This is a genomic window from Niveibacterium microcysteis, assembly GCF_017161445.1.
GTDB lineage: Bacteria > Pseudomonadota > Gammaproteobacteria > Burkholderiales > Rhodocyclaceae > Niveibacterium > Niveibacterium microcysteis.
Window position 1 is genome coordinate 4,808,999 of record NZ_CP071060.1, and the last position, 16,994, is coordinate 4,825,992.

Annotated in this window: 20 protein-coding genes; 6 read left to right on the top strand and 14 right to left on the bottom strand. The window is 64.2% G+C overall.

The window, feature by feature from the left end:
- Positions 1–17: 17 nt before the first annotated feature.
- The 6 genes from cbiB (at position 18) to JY500_RS21855 (ending at position 4,603) form a co-directional block, all read left to right on the top strand.
- Complete coding sequence (cbiB, locus tag JY500_RS21830; RefSeq protein WP_206254612.1) at positions 18–938, top strand: adenosylcobinamide-phosphate synthase CbiB; 921 nt, start codon at positions 18–20, stop codon at positions 936–938.
- Positions 916–1,941 carry a threonine-phosphate decarboxylase CobD gene (gene cobD / locus JY500_RS21835; RefSeq protein ID WP_246479722.1) on the top strand — a complete coding sequence of 342 codons (1,026 nt, stop codon included), beginning with the start codon at positions 916–918 and terminating at the stop codon, positions 1,939–1,941. The genes cbiB and cobD overlap by 23 nt, the downstream gene beginning before the upstream one ends.
- 87 nt (positions 1,942–2,028) lie before the next feature.
- A complete protein-coding gene (locus JY500_RS21840) occupies positions 2,029–2,223 on the top strand; it encodes a hypothetical protein (protein WP_172202154.1) in 195 nt (64 codons plus the stop codon).
- A gap of 87 nt (positions 2,224–2,310) precedes the next feature.
- Positions 2,311–2,523: a hypothetical protein gene (locus JY500_RS21845; protein ID WP_206254614.1), complete on the top strand. Its 213-nt coding sequence runs from the start codon at positions 2,311–2,313 to the stop codon at positions 2,521–2,523.
- 122 nt (positions 2,524–2,645) lie between these two features.
- Positions 2,646–3,302, top strand: a complete 657-nt coding sequence (locus JY500_RS21850; protein WP_172202152.1) for a response regulator — start codon at positions 2,646–2,648, stop codon at positions 3,300–3,302.
- Positions 3,299–4,603 (top strand): ATP-binding protein, encoded by a 1,305-nt coding sequence (locus tag JY500_RS21855; RefSeq protein ID WP_206254615.1) that lies wholly within the window; start codon positions 3,299–3,301, stop codon positions 4,601–4,603. The genes JY500_RS21850 and JY500_RS21855 overlap by 4 nt, the downstream gene beginning before the upstream one ends.
- On the opposite strand, the gene JY500_RS21860 is transcribed toward JY500_RS21855, so the two are convergent.
- From JY500_RS21860 to rpmH, 14 genes are all read right to left on the bottom strand, one after another.
- Complete coding sequence (locus JY500_RS21860) at positions 4,604–5,329, bottom strand: substrate-binding periplasmic protein (RefSeq protein WP_206254616.1); 726 nt, start codon at positions 5,327–5,329, stop codon at positions 4,604–4,606. It lies immediately after the preceding gene.
- A 58-nt stretch (positions 5,330–5,387) separates the two neighbouring features.
- Positions 5,388–6,509 (bottom strand): HD-GYP domain-containing protein, encoded by a 1,122-nt coding sequence (locus JY500_RS21865; RefSeq protein ID WP_172202146.1) that lies wholly within the window; start codon positions 6,507–6,509, stop codon positions 5,388–5,390.
- A 139-nt stretch (positions 6,510–6,648) separates the two neighbouring features.
- Positions 6,649–7,494 (bottom strand): ParB/RepB/Spo0J family partition protein, encoded by an 846-nt coding sequence (locus JY500_RS21870; RefSeq protein ID WP_172202144.1) that lies wholly within the window; start codon positions 7,492–7,494, stop codon positions 6,649–6,651.
- Between the two features lie 80 nt (positions 7,495–7,574).
- Positions 7,575–8,372 (bottom strand): GNAT family N-acetyltransferase, encoded by a 798-nt coding sequence (locus JY500_RS21875; protein ID WP_206254617.1) that lies wholly within the window; start codon positions 8,370–8,372, stop codon positions 7,575–7,577.
- A gap of 7 nt (positions 8,373–8,379) precedes the next feature.
- Entirely contained in the window at positions 8,380–9,150 is a 771-nt protein-coding gene (locus JY500_RS21880; protein ID WP_172202140.1) for a ParA family protein, read from the bottom strand.
- Positions 9,150–9,776: a 16S rRNA (guanine(527)-N(7))-methyltransferase RsmG gene (rsmG, locus tag JY500_RS21885; RefSeq protein WP_206254618.1), complete on the bottom strand. Its 627-nt coding sequence runs from the start codon at positions 9,774–9,776 to the stop codon at positions 9,150–9,152. Before rsmG ends, JY500_RS21880 begins: the two co-directional genes overlap by 1 nt.
- Positions 9,773–11,668 carry a tRNA uridine-5-carboxymethylaminomethyl(34) synthesis enzyme MnmG gene (gene mnmG / locus JY500_RS21890; RefSeq protein ID WP_206254619.1) on the bottom strand — a complete coding sequence of 632 codons (1,896 nt, stop codon included), beginning with the start codon at positions 11,666–11,668 and terminating at the stop codon, positions 9,773–9,775. The genes rsmG and mnmG overlap by 4 nt, the downstream gene beginning before the upstream one ends.
- A 123-nt stretch (positions 11,669–11,791) precedes the next feature.
- Positions 11,792–12,556 (bottom strand): sulfite exporter TauE/SafE family protein, encoded by a 765-nt coding sequence (locus tag JY500_RS21895; protein WP_206254620.1) that lies wholly within the window; start codon positions 12,554–12,556, stop codon positions 11,792–11,794.
- Between the two features lie 46 nt (positions 12,557–12,602).
- On the bottom strand, positions 12,603–12,947 hold the full coding sequence (locus JY500_RS21900; RefSeq protein WP_172202132.1) for a hypothetical protein: 345 nt from the start codon (positions 12,945–12,947) through the stop codon (positions 12,603–12,605).
- Between the two features lie 26 nt (positions 12,948–12,973).
- The gene (mnmE, locus tag JY500_RS21905; RefSeq protein WP_206254621.1) at positions 12,974–14,332 is read right to left on the bottom strand and encodes a tRNA uridine-5-carboxymethylaminomethyl(34) synthesis GTPase MnmE; all 1,359 of its coding nucleotides are present in this window, start codon (positions 14,330–14,332) and stop codon (positions 12,974–12,976) included.
- The gene (yidC, locus tag JY500_RS21910) at positions 14,307–15,953 is read right to left on the bottom strand and encodes a membrane protein insertase YidC (RefSeq protein ID WP_206254622.1); all 1,647 of its coding nucleotides are present in this window, start codon (positions 15,951–15,953) and stop codon (positions 14,307–14,309) included. The genes mnmE and yidC overlap by 26 nt, the downstream gene beginning before the upstream one ends.
- A 53-nt stretch (positions 15,954–16,006) precedes the next feature.
- A complete protein-coding gene (gene yidD / locus JY500_RS21915) occupies positions 16,007–16,216 on the bottom strand; it encodes a membrane protein insertion efficiency factor YidD (RefSeq protein WP_172202126.1) in 210 nt (69 codons plus the stop codon).
- A 6-nt stretch (positions 16,217–16,222) separates the two neighbouring features.
- Positions 16,223–16,642: a ribonuclease P protein component gene (gene rnpA, locus JY500_RS21920; protein WP_246479723.1), complete on the bottom strand. Its 420-nt coding sequence runs from the start codon at positions 16,640–16,642 to the stop codon at positions 16,223–16,225.
- Positions 16,584–16,718 (bottom strand): 50S ribosomal protein L34, encoded by a 135-nt coding sequence (gene rpmH / locus JY500_RS21925; RefSeq protein ID WP_114403167.1) that lies wholly within the window; start codon positions 16,716–16,718, stop codon positions 16,584–16,586. The genes rnpA and rpmH overlap by 59 nt, the downstream gene beginning before the upstream one ends.
- Between the last annotated feature and the right edge of the window lie 276 nt (positions 16,719–16,994).

A 16,994-nucleotide genomic window follows, 5' to 3' on the forward strand; every position in this document is an offset into this window, starting at 1 on the left:
CAGCAAGGGCGCGCGCAATGAGCACCCTGGCCAGCGTGGTGCTGGCGCTGGCGCTCGACGCACTGCTTGGCGAGCCGCGGCGCTGGCATCCGCTGGTCGGCTTCGGCCGGCTGGCGCAGGCACTTGAAGCGCGCTGCAACCGGCACGGCAATCGCCTTGGGCGCGTGACCGGTCTGCTCTGCTGGGCCGCGCTGGTGCTGCCGCCGGTGGCGCTGTGCGCGCTGGCCCTGCCTGCCCCGGCCGATACGCTTTTCGGCGCGCTGGTGCTGTACTTCGCGCTCGGCGCACGCAGCCTCGCCGAGCACGCCCGCGCCGTCGCCGAACCTTTGCTGCGCGGCGAGCTGCCGGCAGCGCGGCAGGCCTTGTCGATGATCGTCAGCCGCGACACCACCGCGCTCAGCGAATCCGGTGTCGCCGCCGCGACCTGCGAATCGGTGCTCGAGAACGGCAACGACGCGGTTTTCGGTGCGCTGTTCTGGTTCGTCGTCGCGGGGGCGCCGGGGGCGCTGCTGTTCCGCCTGGCCAACACGCTGGATGCGATGTGGGGCTACCGCACGCCGCGCCTGCTGCACTTTGGCTGGGCCGCGGCGCGGCTGGACGACCTGCTCAACCTGATCCCGGCGCGGCTCACCGCGCTGAGCTATGCGCTCGCCGGAAGCTGCGCGAACGCACTGCATTGCTGGCACACCCAGGCGGCCCGACACGACAGCCCGAACGCCGGGCCGGTCATGGCAGCTGGCGCCGGTGCATTGGGGCTGGCGCTCGGCGGCCCGGCGGTGTATCACGGAAAGCTGGAGCAACGCCCGACGCTGGGCCGTGGCCGCGATGCCACGCCGGCTGACATCGACGCGGCGTTGCGCCTGACGCGCCGCGCGCTGCTGCTGTGGCTCGCGGCAATCACACTGGGAGGCCTCATTGCGACCCGCATCGGCACCTGAGCTGGCGAGCCCGCACGGCGGACGCTTGCGCGAAGCCTCGCGCCGCTATGGCATTGCGCTCGACCAATGGCTGGACCTATCGACCGGCGTGAATCCGGTCGCCTGGCCGGTGCCGCCGCTGCCGTTGAGCTGCTGGCAGCGCCTACCGGAAGAGGACGATGGGCTCGAAATCGCAGCCGCGCAGTACTACGGCAGCGAGATGCTGCTGCCGGTGGCGGGCTCGCAGGCCGCCTTGCAGGCGCTGCCCTGGCTGCGGCCGCACGGTGCCGTCGGCGTGGTCGGGCCGAGTTACGCGGAGCACGCCGCTGCTTGGCTGCGCGCCGGGCACCATGTTGAGGACGTCGAGCCGGGCACGATCGACAGCCTGCTGCCGGCGCTCGACGCACTGGTGCTGGTCAATCCGAACAACCCCACCGGTGAGCGCTACCCGATCGGCCAGCTGCTTGCCTGGCACCGCCAGCTGGCAGCGCGCGGCGGCTGGCTGGTGGTCGATGAAGCTTTCATCGACGCCACGCCGGCGGAAAGCCTGGTCACCCATGCCGGCATGCGCGGGCTGATTGTGCTGCGCTCGCTGGGCAAGTTCTTCGGGCTGGCGGGCGCCCGTGTCGGCTTTGTCTTCGCCGACGCGGCCCTGCGCGGCCGGCTGGCACATCTGCTGGGCCCCTGGGCCGTCAGCGGGCCGGCGCGGGCTGTGGCAATGCTCGCGCTGGGCGACCACACATGGCAGGCAACCCAACGCCAGCGCTTGCCGCAACAGGCCGAAGCGCTGCGCGCCCTGCTCGCGCGCCACGGCCTGCCGCCCACCGGCTGCAATGCGCTGTTCCAGTGGGTACGCACCGAGCATGCGGCGGAAATCGCCCACACGCTGGCACATCAGGGTGTGCTGGTGCGGCGCTTCGACTACCCGGAAAGCCTGCGCTTCGGCCTGCCGCCCGATGCCGCCGGCCTCGCCCGGCTCGATCTCGCGCTCGGCCGCGCGGTGGCAGTCTTAAGTCTCGCTTAAGTCGGCTTCAGTCGGTGTTAAGTCTCGCGCCTGCAAGATGCAAGCGCGTTGAACACCAACGAACCCAACCGATCAGGAGTGATGACCATGAAGAAGCTGCTTGCTGCCTTGTTTGCGATGACCTTTGCTGCCGGTGTGTTCGCCGCCGACGCCGCACCTGCGCCGGCCGAGAAGCCGGCTGCTGAAGCCGCCAAGCCGGCCAAGGCGACGAAGAAGAAGACCAGTCACAAGAAGACTGAGAAGCCCGCCGCCGAAAAGACCGAAGCGGCCCCGGCCAAGTAATCGGATCAACAGACCAGCACCCGGCTCGCGCTGGACGAGCTCCGCGAGCCGCGGAAAACCCCTTGAATTGAAACGGAAATCGGAACCATGAACATGAAGAAGCTGTTGGCTGCCCTGTTTGCGATGAGCTTTGCCGCGGGTGTATTCGCCGCTGACGCTGCCCCGGCCCCGGCGGAAAAGCCGGCCGCCGAAGCAAGCAAACCCGCCGCCCCGGCAAAGAAGAAGAGCACCAAGAAAAAGACCAAAGCTGCCCCGACGACCACCGACGAAGCCAGCAAGGCTGCGCCGGCCAAGCAGTAACCCATCCGGCCGCCCTAGCGGCGGAGGGGGAGAGTTGGGCTCCGGCAACTTGCCGGAGCCCGTTTTTTTTGGCGGCGCCTGAACGATAATCGCCGCCACGAAAACCGGAAGGGACGAGCTGGATGCGCGTGTTGCTGGTGGAAGATGATCCGATGGTCGGCGATGCAAGCCGGCTGGGTTTGCTTGCAGCTGGATTCACCGTCGACTGGGTGCGCGACGGGCGCGCCGCCGAGTTGGCGATCGAAGCCAACGAATACAGCGCCGCGGTGCTGGATCTGGGGCTGCCGAAGATCGATGGCATGTCGCTGCTGTCGCATCTGCGCCAGCAGGACAACCGGCTACCGGTGATCGTGGTCACGGCGCGCGACGCGGTGTCGGACCGCGTTGCCGGCCTCAACGCCGGCGCCGACGATTACCTGACCAAACCCTTCGACCTGGACGAACTGGTCGCCCGCCTGCGCGCGCTGATTCGGCGAAACAGCGGCCGCACGCAGCGCGTGATCACCTGCGGCGCGATCGCGTTCGACACCGAGGCACGCACCGTCAAGCTCGATGGCGAACCGGTCACGTTGTCGGCACGCGAGCTGTCGCTGCTCGAAATCCTGCTCGAAAAGCCGGGCGCGGTGCTATCGCGCGAGAAGCTGGAGGAAAAGCTCTTCGGCTGGGGCGAGGAACCCTCCTCCAATGCCCTTGAAGTGCATCTGCACAACCTGCGTCGCAAGCTTGGCGCCGATCGCATCCGCAATGTGCGCGGCGTGGGCTACAAGGTGGTCGCGTGAGCGCTCCGCGCTCGATCCGTGCCACGGTGCTCGGCTGGCAGCTGGGCGCGATGCTGCTGCTCGGATGCGTCGCGGTGCTGGCCGCCTATACGCTGGCGGTGCGTTCGTTCGAGACGCTGCGTAACCTGGAGCTCGCACAGATCGCCGACGCAGTCGCGCGCCACGGCGTGGAACCCGACACCGACGACGACGAGCAACCGGGCGACTTCCTCAGCCAGGTCTGGAACGCCAACGGGCGGCTGGCCTACGCGAGCCACGACCCGGCGTTGCCGAAGCCGAAGAAGCTGGGCGAATTCGATTTCCTGTACGACGACCGTTCCTGGCACGGGTTCGCGCGCACTTACGGCGGTCAGACCATCCTTGTCGCGCGTGAGGCGGGCGCGCGACGCGAACTGTTCATGCGGATCTCGCTGCCGATGCTGACGGTGCTGGCCGGGCTCGCGACCCTGCTCACGGTATTGCTCGGGATACGCGTCAATCGCGCGCTGGCACCGCTATCCTCGCTGCGCGCCGCCTTGTCGGCGCGTGACCCGAGTTCGCTGACGCCGGTGCCGGTGGACGATGCGCCGCGCGAACTCGTGCCGCTGGTCGGCACGCTGAATGGGCTGCTTGGACGCGTGGAAGGGCTGCTCGAGGGCCAACGCCGCTTCATCGCCGATGCGGCACATGAACTGCGTACGCCGGTCACCGCGATCCGCCTGTATGCGCAACTGGCGCAGCGCGCCGACACCGCAGCGGACCGCGATAGTGCGATCGCGAACATCGAAGCGAGCTGCCTGCGCGCGGCCCACCTCGTCGAACAACTGCTCGCGCTGGCGCGACTGGACCCGGACAACGGCCCCGGGCGCGCCCCGGTAGCCCTTGAATTGATCGCCCGCGAGGGCGTGATTGCGCAATCCCCGCTTGCCGAGGCGCGCGGCATCGACCTTGGCCTTGGCGATTGCGATGCGGTGTCGGTCGAGGGCAGCGACGCCGAATTGCGCATGCTGCTCAACAACCTGATCGACAACGCGGTGCGCTACACCCCGGCCGGCGGGCAGGTGGACGTATCGGTGCACAGGACCGCAACCGGCGCGGTGGAACTGCGTGTGGAAGACAGCGGGCCAGGCATTCCCGAAGACGCACACCAGCGCGTGTTCGAGCGCTTCTTCCGACTCGCTGGCGCCGAACAGCCGGGCACCGGGCTCGGGCTCGCCATCGTGAAAAGCATTGCCGAGCGACATGCGGCAACCGTGGTGCTGGAAAACCGCGCAGAAGGCGGGCTGCGCGTGCGCGTCTGCTGGCCAGCCGCCCCCGCCTAGTCAGCGCTTCGCAAGCGGCCGGATCGTGCGCAGTGCAGCGTTGAACTGTTGAAGCATGGCAGTGGCCCCCATGCTCTTGGGGAACGCGAGGTAGAGCTGATCCACCGTCAACGGCCGATCGAGTGCGACGAAGCGATCGCGGTTGCGCTGCAATTCAGGGTCGGCCGCGATGGTGGCGTCGATGCCCGCCTGACCATTGCCGATCAAGGCCGCATCGAGCCGACCGGCGAGCAGTTTACGCAGGCGCTGTACCTGGCTGGTATCCCGCTCGACGGCCACCTCGCCCTGCTGCAGGGCATGGTCGAACACCTCGCCATAGCTTGCGCCAAGCTGGCCCCCTAGACGCTTGCCTTTCAGGTCGCCCAGCTCGTGGTAGCTGAATTCCTTGCCGCGGAGCACGACGATATTGATGTTGTCGCCGTATACCGGATCGGAGAAGTCGAACAGCTTCTGCCGTTCGCTGGTCAATGACACACCGATCAGGCCGCCGCGACCGGCAGCGGCGCTCTCGTAGGCGCGGCGCCAAGGCGAGAGCTCCAGCCGGAAGCGCACGCCCATGGCCGGCTCAAGGAGCTTCAGGATTCGCGGCAGCTCGCCGCGCGGCTCTCCCTTGTCGGCCCAGATCACCGGCGGATAGTTGTCGTCGCCAAAGACGGGAATCGTGTCGTCGGCAACCAAGGCCGGCGCCCAGGTGATGAGGGCAAACAGGATCGACCAGAACTTCATCCAACACCTCCTGGCTCGAAGGGGCCGCTATTCCCGTGGATGGCCGTGGCACCGCGGCTCAATGCACCTCGTAGCCGAACAGGCGCGACGGGTTGATCCGCACCATCACGCTCTGGCGCGGCACGATCGAATCAATCGCAAAGTCCTTGCGCGACGTATCGCGCCGCACCGGCTCGACATACGGCACGCCGTTGCTGTTGCTGACGCTGTAGACGGTTGGTGTGGTGGCCAGCTTACCGCGACGCAACACCACTGCCACCTCGCCATTGGCGAGACGGACGAACGCCCCCGGCGGAAAGATGCCGATCTCCTTCACCAGCATAGCCGCGAGCGGGTTCTCCTGCCCTCCCATCGAGAGGAAGCTCTCGCGTGCAGCGCGATTCGGCGGCAAGGCGCTGCGGCCGGCGCGCGGGCTGATCTTGGCGCCGAAAATATCGGCGTGGCGAATCAGCTCGGCCAGCGGCGAGATATTCGTGACGCCACGCGGATAGCCCTTGCCGTCCGGCGTCTCATGGTGTTCGGCGACTGCACGCAGCCAATCGGTGTCGCGCAGGCCTGCCTGCTGCAGGATCGCCACGCTGCGCGCCGGGTGAGCCTGGATTTCGGCGCGTTGGCGATCGGTGGGCGGCGTGCTTTGCGCCGCAAGCACCGCCTGCAGTTCGAGCATGCCAAGGTTCATCGTCAGCGCGGCGTTGATCAGCGTGCGCCGCTCATCGTCGGACGCCTCGGTCTTGCGTGCAATCAGCTCGCAGATCACCGCGGTATGCAGCGAATGCGCCACCGCATACTTGGTCGCATCCGCCTGCATCATGACGAAGACACCGACGTCGGCGTCTCGTTCGGTGAGCAGCTGGAGCAGCATCGACAGCTGCTGAAGCTTGTCGAGAAAGTCCGGATCCTTGACGTTGTCGCGCAGCAGCAGCGACAGCTTCACCTGCAGATCGGACCACAGCCAGATCGGATCGAAGGCCTGCGCCTTGGGCTTCTCGGAGGCTTGCCGCTGGCGGCGGAATTCGTCTTCATCGACGAACATGCCTCGCGCCAGCAGGGAGTGCAGCTGCGCTTCGCTCTGGATGGTGTAGCCGCGACTGAGCAGAAGGTTGCCACCTGCATCGCGGACATTCCACGGCAGTGGTACGCCGATCTTCACATGGTCGGCCAGCAACTGCAGTTGCTTCATCACACGCTCCGTCTCCTGGTGCAGCTTGCCCCGTCAGGCAGTTGACGGGTTTTTCCGGTATCGACTTGAGCGCGAGATGTAAAAAGTCCAAAAAATAGAAAAGCCGCCCGAAGGCGGCTTGCTTGGGGCACAACCCGGATCAACCGATCCGGCCAAGGATGCCATCGAGCTGGTCGAGGCTGCCAAACTCGATCACCAGCTTGCCGGCGCCCTTTTTGTTGGCCGCGATCTTCACCGTGGCGCCGAGTTTGTCCGCTAGGTCTTCCTCAAGCCGGGCGACGTCGCGATTGACGACCTTCGGCAGCTTTTCGGCTTCCGGCTTCAGCGCGTTCTGCACCGCCTTCTCGGTTTCGCGCACCGACAGGCGGCGTGCGACGACCTGATTCGCAAGCAGGATCTGCTGAGCCGGATCCAGCGCCAGCAGTGCGCGCGCATGGCCCATTTCAATATCGCCCAGCATCAGCAGCTCGCGCACCGGTTCCGGCAGCGCCAGCAGCCGCAGCAGGTTCGACGTCGCCGGACGCGAACGCCCGACGGCATCGGCCGCCTGCTGGTGCGTCATGCCGAATTCGTCGATCAGGCGCTGGATGCCCTGCGCTTCTTCAAGCGGGTTGAGGTTCTCGCGCTGGATGTTCTCTATCAGCGACATCGCCAGCGCGGCTTCGTCCGGGATCTCGCGGATCAGCACCGGCACTTCGGCCAGCTCGGCAATCCGCGCGGCACGCCAGCGGCGTTCGCCAGCGATGATCTCGTGGCGGCCACCACCGATCGGGCGCACCAGGATCGGCGACATCACGCCCTGCGCGCGGATCGACGCAGCGAGTTCTTCCAGGCTGCCGGCATCCATGCGGGTGCGTGGCTGGTATTTGCCCGGCTGCAGCTCGTCGATCGCCAGCGTGTCGAGGCGGCCCTTGTTGTCGGCCGAAGTGTCGGCGCCGAGCAAGGCTTCCAGCCCGCGGCCGAGGCCCTTGGGTTTCTTGACCATGTTTCTGATTCCTGGTGTGCAAATTCAAGGGCGTCGCCGCGCAGAGTGCAGCAGCGCCCGGTGTTCGGTGTTGCGGCCGGCTATTCGATCTCGCGCGCCCGATACCAGTACGCGTAGCAATCGGAAAAGCCGAGTCGTTGATACAGGGCACGCGCCACGGCGTTGCCGGCGCCCACCTGAAGGCATGCATACCGCGCGCCGGCGTTTTGCGCCCGCTGGAGCAGCATTTCGATGAGCGTGGCGGCATACCCCCTGCCGCGCATCTCAGCCTGCGTATGCACGCCATAGAGGCCCGCCATGCTGCCATCGAGAAGCACGCAGCCTGCCGCAACCGGCGCGTCCCGTTCACCCATCAGCAAACGAATGCCGGTGCCCGCAAACGATACAGCGCGTTCAACATCCACCGCGATGCGCTCCGGTGCGTCACCGTAGAGGCGCCCGGCCTTGTCGGCAAATTCGCGCGGCCCGACTTCATGCAGGGGCAAGGCGCTTGCCGGGGCTGTGCCAACCTCGAGCGTACGGTACATGACGCGGGATTCCTCAAAGGCCACGAAGCCCCGTTCGGCGAGCGCGGCGTCTAGCCCCTGTGGCTGCGAAAACGGCGTGATGCGGAAGGTCAGCGGCAAACCCGCAGCCGCCAGCAGGGCAGCAGCGCGTTCGATGCGTTCGTCAATCGGCATGCGGCCGTCGCCGATCGCGTTCACGCAGCGTGCCCGTTTTGCCCGGCTGTTGGCGAAACGCACCAGCCAACCGTCGACCAGTGCCTGCTCGCGCACATGGGTGGCATTGAGCCCGGCATCTTCAGCCTGGGCGGCGAGCGCATCACGCGCATCGCGCAGCGCCTCGGGAACCGAGCGCGGATCGAATGCGGCAGCCATCGTCGGACTAGATCGATTTGATCCGTTCGATCATTTCCGCGGCAAATGCGAGGTAGGCCTGCGAGCCCTTGGCGGCCTTGTCGAACACCACGCCCGGCAAGCCATGGCTGGGCGCTTCGGCGAGCCGCACATTGCGCGGGATCACGGCCTTGAAGACCTTGTCACCAAAGTGGGATTCGAGCTGTGCCGAAACCTGCTGCGACAAGGTGCTGCGCGGGTCGAACATCACGCGCAGCAGGCCGATGATCTTCAGGTCACGATTGAGCTTGGCATGGACCTGCTTGATGGTGTTCACGAGGTCCGACAGGCCTTCCAGCGCGTAGTACTCGCACTGCATCGGGATGATCACGCCGTGCGCCGCGCACAAGCCGTTGAGGGTGAGCATCGACAAGGATGGCGGGCAATCCACCAGCACGAAGTCGTATTCGTCATCCACCGCGCGCAAAGCGTCGCGCAGGCGGTTCTCGCGGTTGTCGAGGTCGACCATCTCGACTTCAGCGCCCGCGAGGTCGCGGTTGCTCGGCAGTACGTCGTAGCCGCCGGCCTCGGATTTCGCACGTACTTCCGGCAAGGTCTTCAGACCGACCAGCAGGTGGTAGACCGAAGCAGCCAGACTGCGCTTGTCGACCCCCGAGCCCATCGTGGCGTTGCCCTGCGGGTCGAGGTCCACCAGCAGCACGCGCTGGCCGTGCGCCGCGAGGGCGGCCGAAAGGTTGACGGTAGTGGTGGTCTTGCCGACCCCACCCTTCTGGTTGGCGACTGCGAAGATGCGGGCCATCAGTTGCGCTCGAGAACGATCAAGTGTCGGTGGATATCGGCTGCGCCGGGCAGCCGAAGGGCGATTGCTTCTTTCATTCGCACACCAGCGGGCAGCTGTGCGAGTTCTTCATGAGGATACACGCCCTTCATGGCCAGCCAGTGTCCGCCGTCAGCAACAAGGTGATCCGTCAGCCGGACGAAGTCGGCCATGTCGGAAAAGGCACGCGAGATCACTGCCGGAAAGGGTTTCGCGGGCTGCCACTGCTCGACGCGGACGTGATGCGATTCGAGGTTCTTCAGCCCGAGATCGATCTTTGCCTGGCGCATGAAGGTGACTTTCTTCTGCACCGTATCGACGGTGTGCACTTCGAGGTCCGGCCTGACGATCGCCAGTACGATGCCCGGCAGGCCCGCACCTGCGCCGATATCGGCGATGCGATCGACGGTCACATGCGGCAGCACGGTGAGCGAGTCGAGCAGGTGCAGCGTGATGATCTCGTCCGCGTTGCGGATCGCGGTGAGGTTATAGACCTTGTTCCACTTCGCGATCAGCGCGGCATAGGCGAGCAGGCGTTCGCGGGTATCGGCGGGCAGGTCGAGGCCAAGCTCGGCGAGGCCCTTGTCGAGCAGTTGATTGGGCGTCATGCGGCAGCGTCGCGGATCTGGCTGGATTTCTTCAAATGGATCAGCAGCAGCGAGATGGCTGCCGGGGTTACCCCCTGGATGCGGCTCGCCTGACCGATCGTTTCCGGTTTGTGCGCGGCAAGCTTCTGCCGCACTTCGTTGGAAAGGCCCCGCACTTGTGCGTAGTCGAGGTCGATCGGCAGGGCGGTGTTCTCTTGCGCCGCTTGGCGCGCAACCTCGTCCTGCTGACGGTCGATGTAGCCCTGATACTTGGCCGAGATCTCGATCTGCTCGACGGCCTGCGGATCGGTGACCGGATCAGCCGGCGCCGTCGACAGTGCCATCAGGGCGCCGTAGCTGATGCCGGGGCGGCGCAGCAGGTCGAAGAAACGCGCCTCACGTTCAAGCGGCTGCCCGAGCAGCGTCTCAGCTTCGCCTTCGGCGAGCTTATGCGGTACAGCCCAGGTCGAGCGCAGGCGTTCGGTCTCACGGTCGATCGCATCACGCTTGCGGCAGAAGGCATCCCAGCGCGCATCGGAGACCAGGCCAAGCTCGCGGCCTGCCTCGGTCAGACGCAGGTCGGCGTTGTCCTCACGCAGGCTGAGGCGGTATTCGGCACGCGAGGTGAACATCCGGTACGGCTCGGAGACGCCGCGCGTGATCAGGTCATCGACCAGCACGCCGAGGTAGGCCTCGCCGCGCGCCGGGCACCAGCTCGCCCTGCCCTGCGCCTGCAGCGCGGCATTCGCACCTGCGAGCAGGCCTTGGGCGGCGGCCTCTTCGTAACCCGTCGTGCCATTGATCTGACCAGCAAAGAACAAGCCGGCGATGGACTTGGTCTCAAGGCTGCTCTTCAGGTTGCGCGGGTCGAAGTAGTCGTACTCGATCGCGTAGCCCGGGCGCAGGATGTGGGCATTCTCCATGCCGCGGATCGAGCGCACGATGGCCAGTTGCACATCGAAGGGAAGTGAAGTCGAGATTCCGTTCGGGTAGAACTCGTGAGTCGTCAGACCTTCCGGCTCAAGGAAGACGTTATGGCCATCCTTGTCGGCAAAGCGATGAATCTTGTCTTCGATCGACGGGCAATAGCGTGGGCCGACCCCTTCGATCACGCCGGTGTACATCGGCGAGCGATCGAGATTGGCGCGGATGATGTCGTGGGTGCGTTCATTGGTACGCGTGATCCAGCAAGGCAGTTGCTTCGGATGCTGGGCCGCGTTGCCAAGGAAACTGAACACCGGCACCGGATCATCGCCCGGCTGTTCTTCCATCTGCGAGAAGTCGATCGTTTTGCCGTCGATGCGGGGCGGCGTGCCGGTCTTGAGGCGCCCGACCGGCAGCTTCAGATCGCGCAAGCGATGTGACAGCGTGACAGCCGCCGGATCACCGGCGCGGCCAGCGGTGTAGTGCTCGAGCCCGACGTGCACCAACCCATTCAGGAAAGTGCCTGCGGTCAGCACGACCGTCGGCGCCTCAAAGCGCAGGCCGATCTGCGTGATGACGCCGGTGACGCGATCGCCGGCGACGGTGATGTCGTCGACGGCCTGTTGAAACAAGGTCAGATTCGGCTGATTCTCAAGCCGGTGTCGAATCGCCGCCTTGTAGAGAATCCGGTCGGCTTGAGCGCGCGTTGCGCGCACGGCCGGGCCCTTACTGGCATTCAGGATGCGGAACTGGATTCCACCCTCGTCGGTGGCCTCCGCCATCACACCGCCAAGGGCGTCGACTTCCTTGACCAGATGCCCTTTGCCAATTCCGCCGATCGACGGGTTACAGCTCATCTGCCCCAAGGTCTCGATGTTGTGGGTGAGCAGCAGCGTGGCACAACCCATACGGGCAGCGGCGAGCGCAGCTTCAGTGCCGGCATGACCACCGCCGACAACGATGACATCAAAACGAGTGGGGTACAGCATGTTGTGCTCCCGGAGGGACCGGTTCAGGGGAAGGGGCGGAATGATAAGGCGTGAGCCTGAAAATGCCTAGGCGGGGTCGTCGCGGCTGGGCAAACCGATGAATGTTCCACGTGGAACATCAGCTTAGATTTGAGCCGCGGTGAGTTCCCATCCAAGCTTAGCAACGAGCACGACGACCACAATCAGGAACAGCCAGCGGATGAAACCATTGCCGTGCTTCAGCGCCAGGTGAGACCCAACCTGGGCGCCGCCAAGATTGGCCACAGCCATGACGAGTCCAACGCGCCAGAGGATACCGTCGTGCGTCGCGAACGAAGCGATCGCTGCAAGATTCGTCGAAACGTTCACCACCTTCGCTGATGCAGAGGCCTTCAGGAAATCGAAACCAAACCAGCGAACGAAGATGAAGATCAGGAAGCTGCCGGTGCCTGGACCGAAGAACCCGTCATAGAAGCCGATCACGGCGCCTGCAGCGAGCGAAGCAGGAACCACCCACCGTGGGGTCATCGCGTGGCGCTCCAGCTTGCCAAAATCCTTCCGCCAGAAAGTGTATGCGCCGACCACGACCAGAAGCCCGAGCACCAACGGTTTCATCGTCTCCTTGGGCAAGAGCGATACAGCCTGCGCACCAAACCACGATCCGACAAAGGCAGCTGTGGCTGCCCACATCGCGATTCGCCACGGAATCGAGATCGTGCGGGCGTATCGGACACAAGCACTCAAGGTGCCGACCACCGACGATACTTTGTTCGTCCCGAACAGAACCGGAATAGAGATCGCCGGAAAAGCGGATAGAAGGAGCGGTATCTGAATCAGGCCACCACCGCCAACCACTGCGTCCACCATGCCGGCGAGGAACGCGCCCACAACAAGTACCGCCCAATCCATGCAGACCTCCGTAGCGATGTTCCACGTGGAACATCGCTCGCGTCACTCAGACGCTGGTATCCCTGACTTCCTTCTGCGCCCACAAAGCGCGCGCGATTGCCTTCCACGCATCGTTACCGTGGACCGAAACGCCCTTACCCGCGGCTTCGCCCATCAGTTTGTTCATCAATCCGATCAGGCCACACAATTCCTCGTAGGTCTGATCCTGCGAGAACTCGGCACCACTGCCGATCTGACGACCCGCGTGATTGACCTCCAGCACCTCAAGCGCGAGCTTCCGCATCGTCGAATCGTCTTGCCAATCCAACCCGAGAATCACCAGCTTGCGTTCAATTTCCAGTGCAAGCTTCGAGGCCTCTTCGTTGTAGTACTTCAGATCGAACTCACTCATCACGAATACCTTTACCGGGGGGAAATCTATTTACCGATACAAAAGCGGGAGAAGATCACTCCGAGGAGATCGTCCGCACCGAATTCTCCGGTGATCCTGTTGACTGCCTCTTGCGCAAGACGCAACTCTTCCGCCATCAGGTCGAGTGCGTCTTCATGCGCCCGCGCCAACGCAGCAGCAATGCGGTCACGCCCTTCTCTCAGGGCTTCGAGATGACGCTCGCGAGCAAGAAACACCTCCTCGCCGTGCGCTTCCCAACCGGCGATCCTCAGCAACTCTGAACGCAGCAGGTCGATCCCCTCCCCCGTTGCCGCCGACAGAAACACCTCGACGCCGTCTTCCTCATCAACGCGCGCCGGCGACCTGCCCGCCAGGTCGATCTTGTTGAAGACCCAGATCACCGGAACGCCTTCCGGCAAGCGCGCATCAATCTCGTGATCGGCCGCACCGATTCCTGCGCGTGCATCCACAAGCCGCAGTACAACGTCGGCCCGACCAATCTCCTTCCAGCTACGCTCGATGCCGATCCGCTCTACCGTGTCGGTTGCGTCGCGCAAACCAGCGGTGTCGACAATATGTAGTGGGATGCCTTCGATCTGAATCGTCTCGCGCAACACATCCCGCGTGGTACCGGCCACGTCGGTCACGATCGCTCGATCCTCGCCCGACAGACGATTCAACAAACTCGATTTTCCAACGTTCGGCTGACCCGCCAATACCACATGCAAACCGCTGCGAAGCAGACTGCCTTGCTTGGCTTTCAGCAACAGCGCATCAAGGTCAGCACCCAGCACATCGAGGCGCTCGAATGCCCGCGCTGCGCGGAGAAAGTCGATCTCCTCTTCCGGGAAATCCAGCGTCGCTTCAACCAGCATCCGCAGGTCGACCAGTTTGTCGCGCCAGTCATGCACCCGTCGAGAGAAGTCACCGTCGAGCGAGCGCAGCGCAGAACGCGCCGCCGCAGAGGTATCCGCATCGATCAGATCCGCAACCGCCTCAGCCTGCGCCAAATCCAGCTTGTCGTTGAGGAATGCCCGCTCGGTGAATTCACCCGGCCGCGCCAAACGAGCGCCCAATTCGATACAACGACTGAGCAACATGCGCATTACCACCGGACCACCGTGGCCCTGAAGTTCGAGCACATCCTCTCCGGTATAGGAATTCGGTCCGGGGAAGAAAAGCATGAGGCCGGCATCAATCGGCCGGCCTTCAGCGTCGAGGAACTTCGCGAAATGCGCAAGCCGCGGTGTCGGCTGCTTTCCGGTAAGCGCCAGTGCAAAGGCGGCCAATTGGCCGCCCGACACTCTCACCACGCCGATGCCACCGCGCCCTGGCGCAGTGGCAATCGCCGCTATTGACTCAGCTGTTCGCAGGTTTCGCGCCACTGTCGAACATCCGGGTGATATACCACTGCTGACCGATCGACAGCATGTTGTTCACCACCCAGTACAGCACCAGACCGGACGGGAACCACGCCATCATCACCGTAAAGAAGATCGGCATGAACATCATGACCTTCTGCTGCACCGGATCCGGCGACGAGGGCGACAGCTTCATCTGCACCAAGCTCGTCACACCCATGATGATCGGCAGAATGAAGTACGGATCCTTGATTGAAAGATCGGTGATCCAGCCAAGCCACGGCGCCTGACGCATCTCCACCGCACCCAGCAGAACCCAGTACAAGGCGATGAAGACTGGCATCTGAATCAGCATCGGCCAGCAGCCACCCATCGGGTTGACCTTCTCCTTCTTGTACAGCTCCATCATCTCCTGGTTCATCTTCATCCGGTCATCCTTGTACTGCTCCTGGATCCGCTTCATGCGCGGCATGACCGTCTTCATCTTGGCCATGGACTTGTAGGACGCCGCCGACAGCGGGAAGAACGCCAGCTTGATCAGCACCGTCAGCAGGATGATCGCCCAGCCCCAGTTGCCGACCAGCTTGTGCAGCCACGACAGGCCCCAGAAGATCGGCGCGGCGATCACCGTCAGCCAACCATAGTCGACAACCAGATCGAGACCCGGCGCCAGGTCAGACAACTCACGCTGTTCTTGCGGACCCGCGTAGAGCGGCACCGACACCGTCGCCTTCTGACCCGCTGCGATCTGGGGCAAAGGCTGGATCAGACCAGCTGCGACAAGATCACCGTCCAGCGGACGGGCAAAGAACTCGCGCTGGCCCTGCTTGGGCGCATAGGCCGAAACAAAGTAATGCTGAACCATCGCCACCCAACCATCGGGTGCAGTCTTCGGCAACTTCGCCTCGCCCTTGCCGATCGTCTTGAAATCGACCTTCTTGTACTTCTCAGCATCGGTGTAGAAAGCCGGCCCGGTATAGGTCTGCGCACCGCCAAAGAAGCCCGCCGTATTCTCGGCGGCCTTCGTGTCGCGGGTCAGCTGATAGTAGGAGTGGCCGGCCACAGCCGCATTGCCGCCGTTCGCAATCTCGTAAGCAACGTCGATGACATGGCTGCCGCGGTGGAACGTCAGCACCTTCGCGACCTTCACACCGTTCTGCTCAGGCGCCTCAAGGCGAACGCTCAGCGCCTGTTCGCCATCCTTCAGCACCAGCTTGTCGGCGCTCGGCAGCGCGAACACGGTCTTGTGATTCGGCAGACCAGCACCGATCAGCCCACTCTGTGCGATGTAGCTGTGCGCGCCGCCCTCTTCGAACAGCACGAACGGCTTGGTGCGATCGTTGTTCGCACCGTGCTTGAGCAATTCAAGGCGGACCAGATCACCACCCAGCGCCGAGATCTGCGCACGCACCGTATCGGTTTCCACGGTCAGCTTGGGCGCCTTGGCGCGCTCGGCAGTCGTCGCGCCATTTGGTGCCGCTGCGGGCGCGGCGACTTGCCCCGATGCGGTCGGCGTCGGCGTAGCGCTCTGTGTCACGCTCGGCCCGGCAACAGGCTTAGGCTGGTTATGTTTTAGCCAGGCATCCCACAGCATGACGAGCGACATGCTGAAGATCACCAGAAGGATCAGGCGGCGGTTGTCCATCGGATTCGGTCGTTTCGGATAGGTGTATCAGACAGTGGCGTCGGCGACGCGACTCAGGGTACCGGATCATACCCGCCGGGGTTCCACGGATGGCAGCGCGTGACGCGACGAGCAGCAAGCCAGGTGCCCTTGATAGCACCGTAACGTTGCAGGGCTTCGATCGCGTAGGCGGAACAGCTCGGGTGGAAGCGGCAGTTACGTCCGAGGAACGGACTGAGGAAAAATCGGTAGGCGCGCAGCAGGATGATCAACACGGCTTTCATCGCGAATCATCCTTGCGGCAATCGGTCGAACAAGGCCTCGACCTCAGCGCGCATTTCCGCGCGGCTGGCAGTCTTGGGCGATGCCGAAAGTCGAAGTACGAGGTCACAGCACGGCAGCTGCGCGCGCCGCAGGCGGAACGCCTCTCGGGCGATCCGCTTGATCAGATTGCGCTGCACTGCCTGGCGCGCCAGCTTCTTTGCAACAACGAAGCCGATTCGCGCACTTGGCAAGGCATTGGGTCGGTAGTGCAGGCTGAAGACCCTGCCCCTCACAACCCTGCGGAAGGCGAAAACAGTCGAGAACTCGTCGCCAGTATGCAGCCTGTAGGCTGCCAGCAGCTCGAATCCGACAGATTCAGCCTGCCGTTCAGACGGCGAGACGATGACGGCCCTTGGCGCGACGAGCGGCGAGGACAGCGCGGCCACCACGGGTGCGCGAACGGACGAGGAAGCCGTGCGTGCGCTTGCGGCGGACGACGGAAGGCTGGTAAGTGCGCTTCATGTTCTTGTTTCCTTGCTAACCGGGAAAAACGCGCGATTACACAGCGTAAAGCTCTGTTTGTCAAGCGTTTTTATCTTTTCCACAGCTCAGCGCCTGTGGATAAATCTGTCGATGAAGCGTAGAATAACTCGCTTTCCATGGCCGTCCGACATGCACCGGGAAGAGCCGGTCGCAAGCCCCGGACGCGCTTAAAAACCACATAAAAAACAAAGAGTTGATGCCGAACCGCACGACGCTAACCGCGCCGCCGCGGGGTGGGCGCCATTCGCGCAAAAC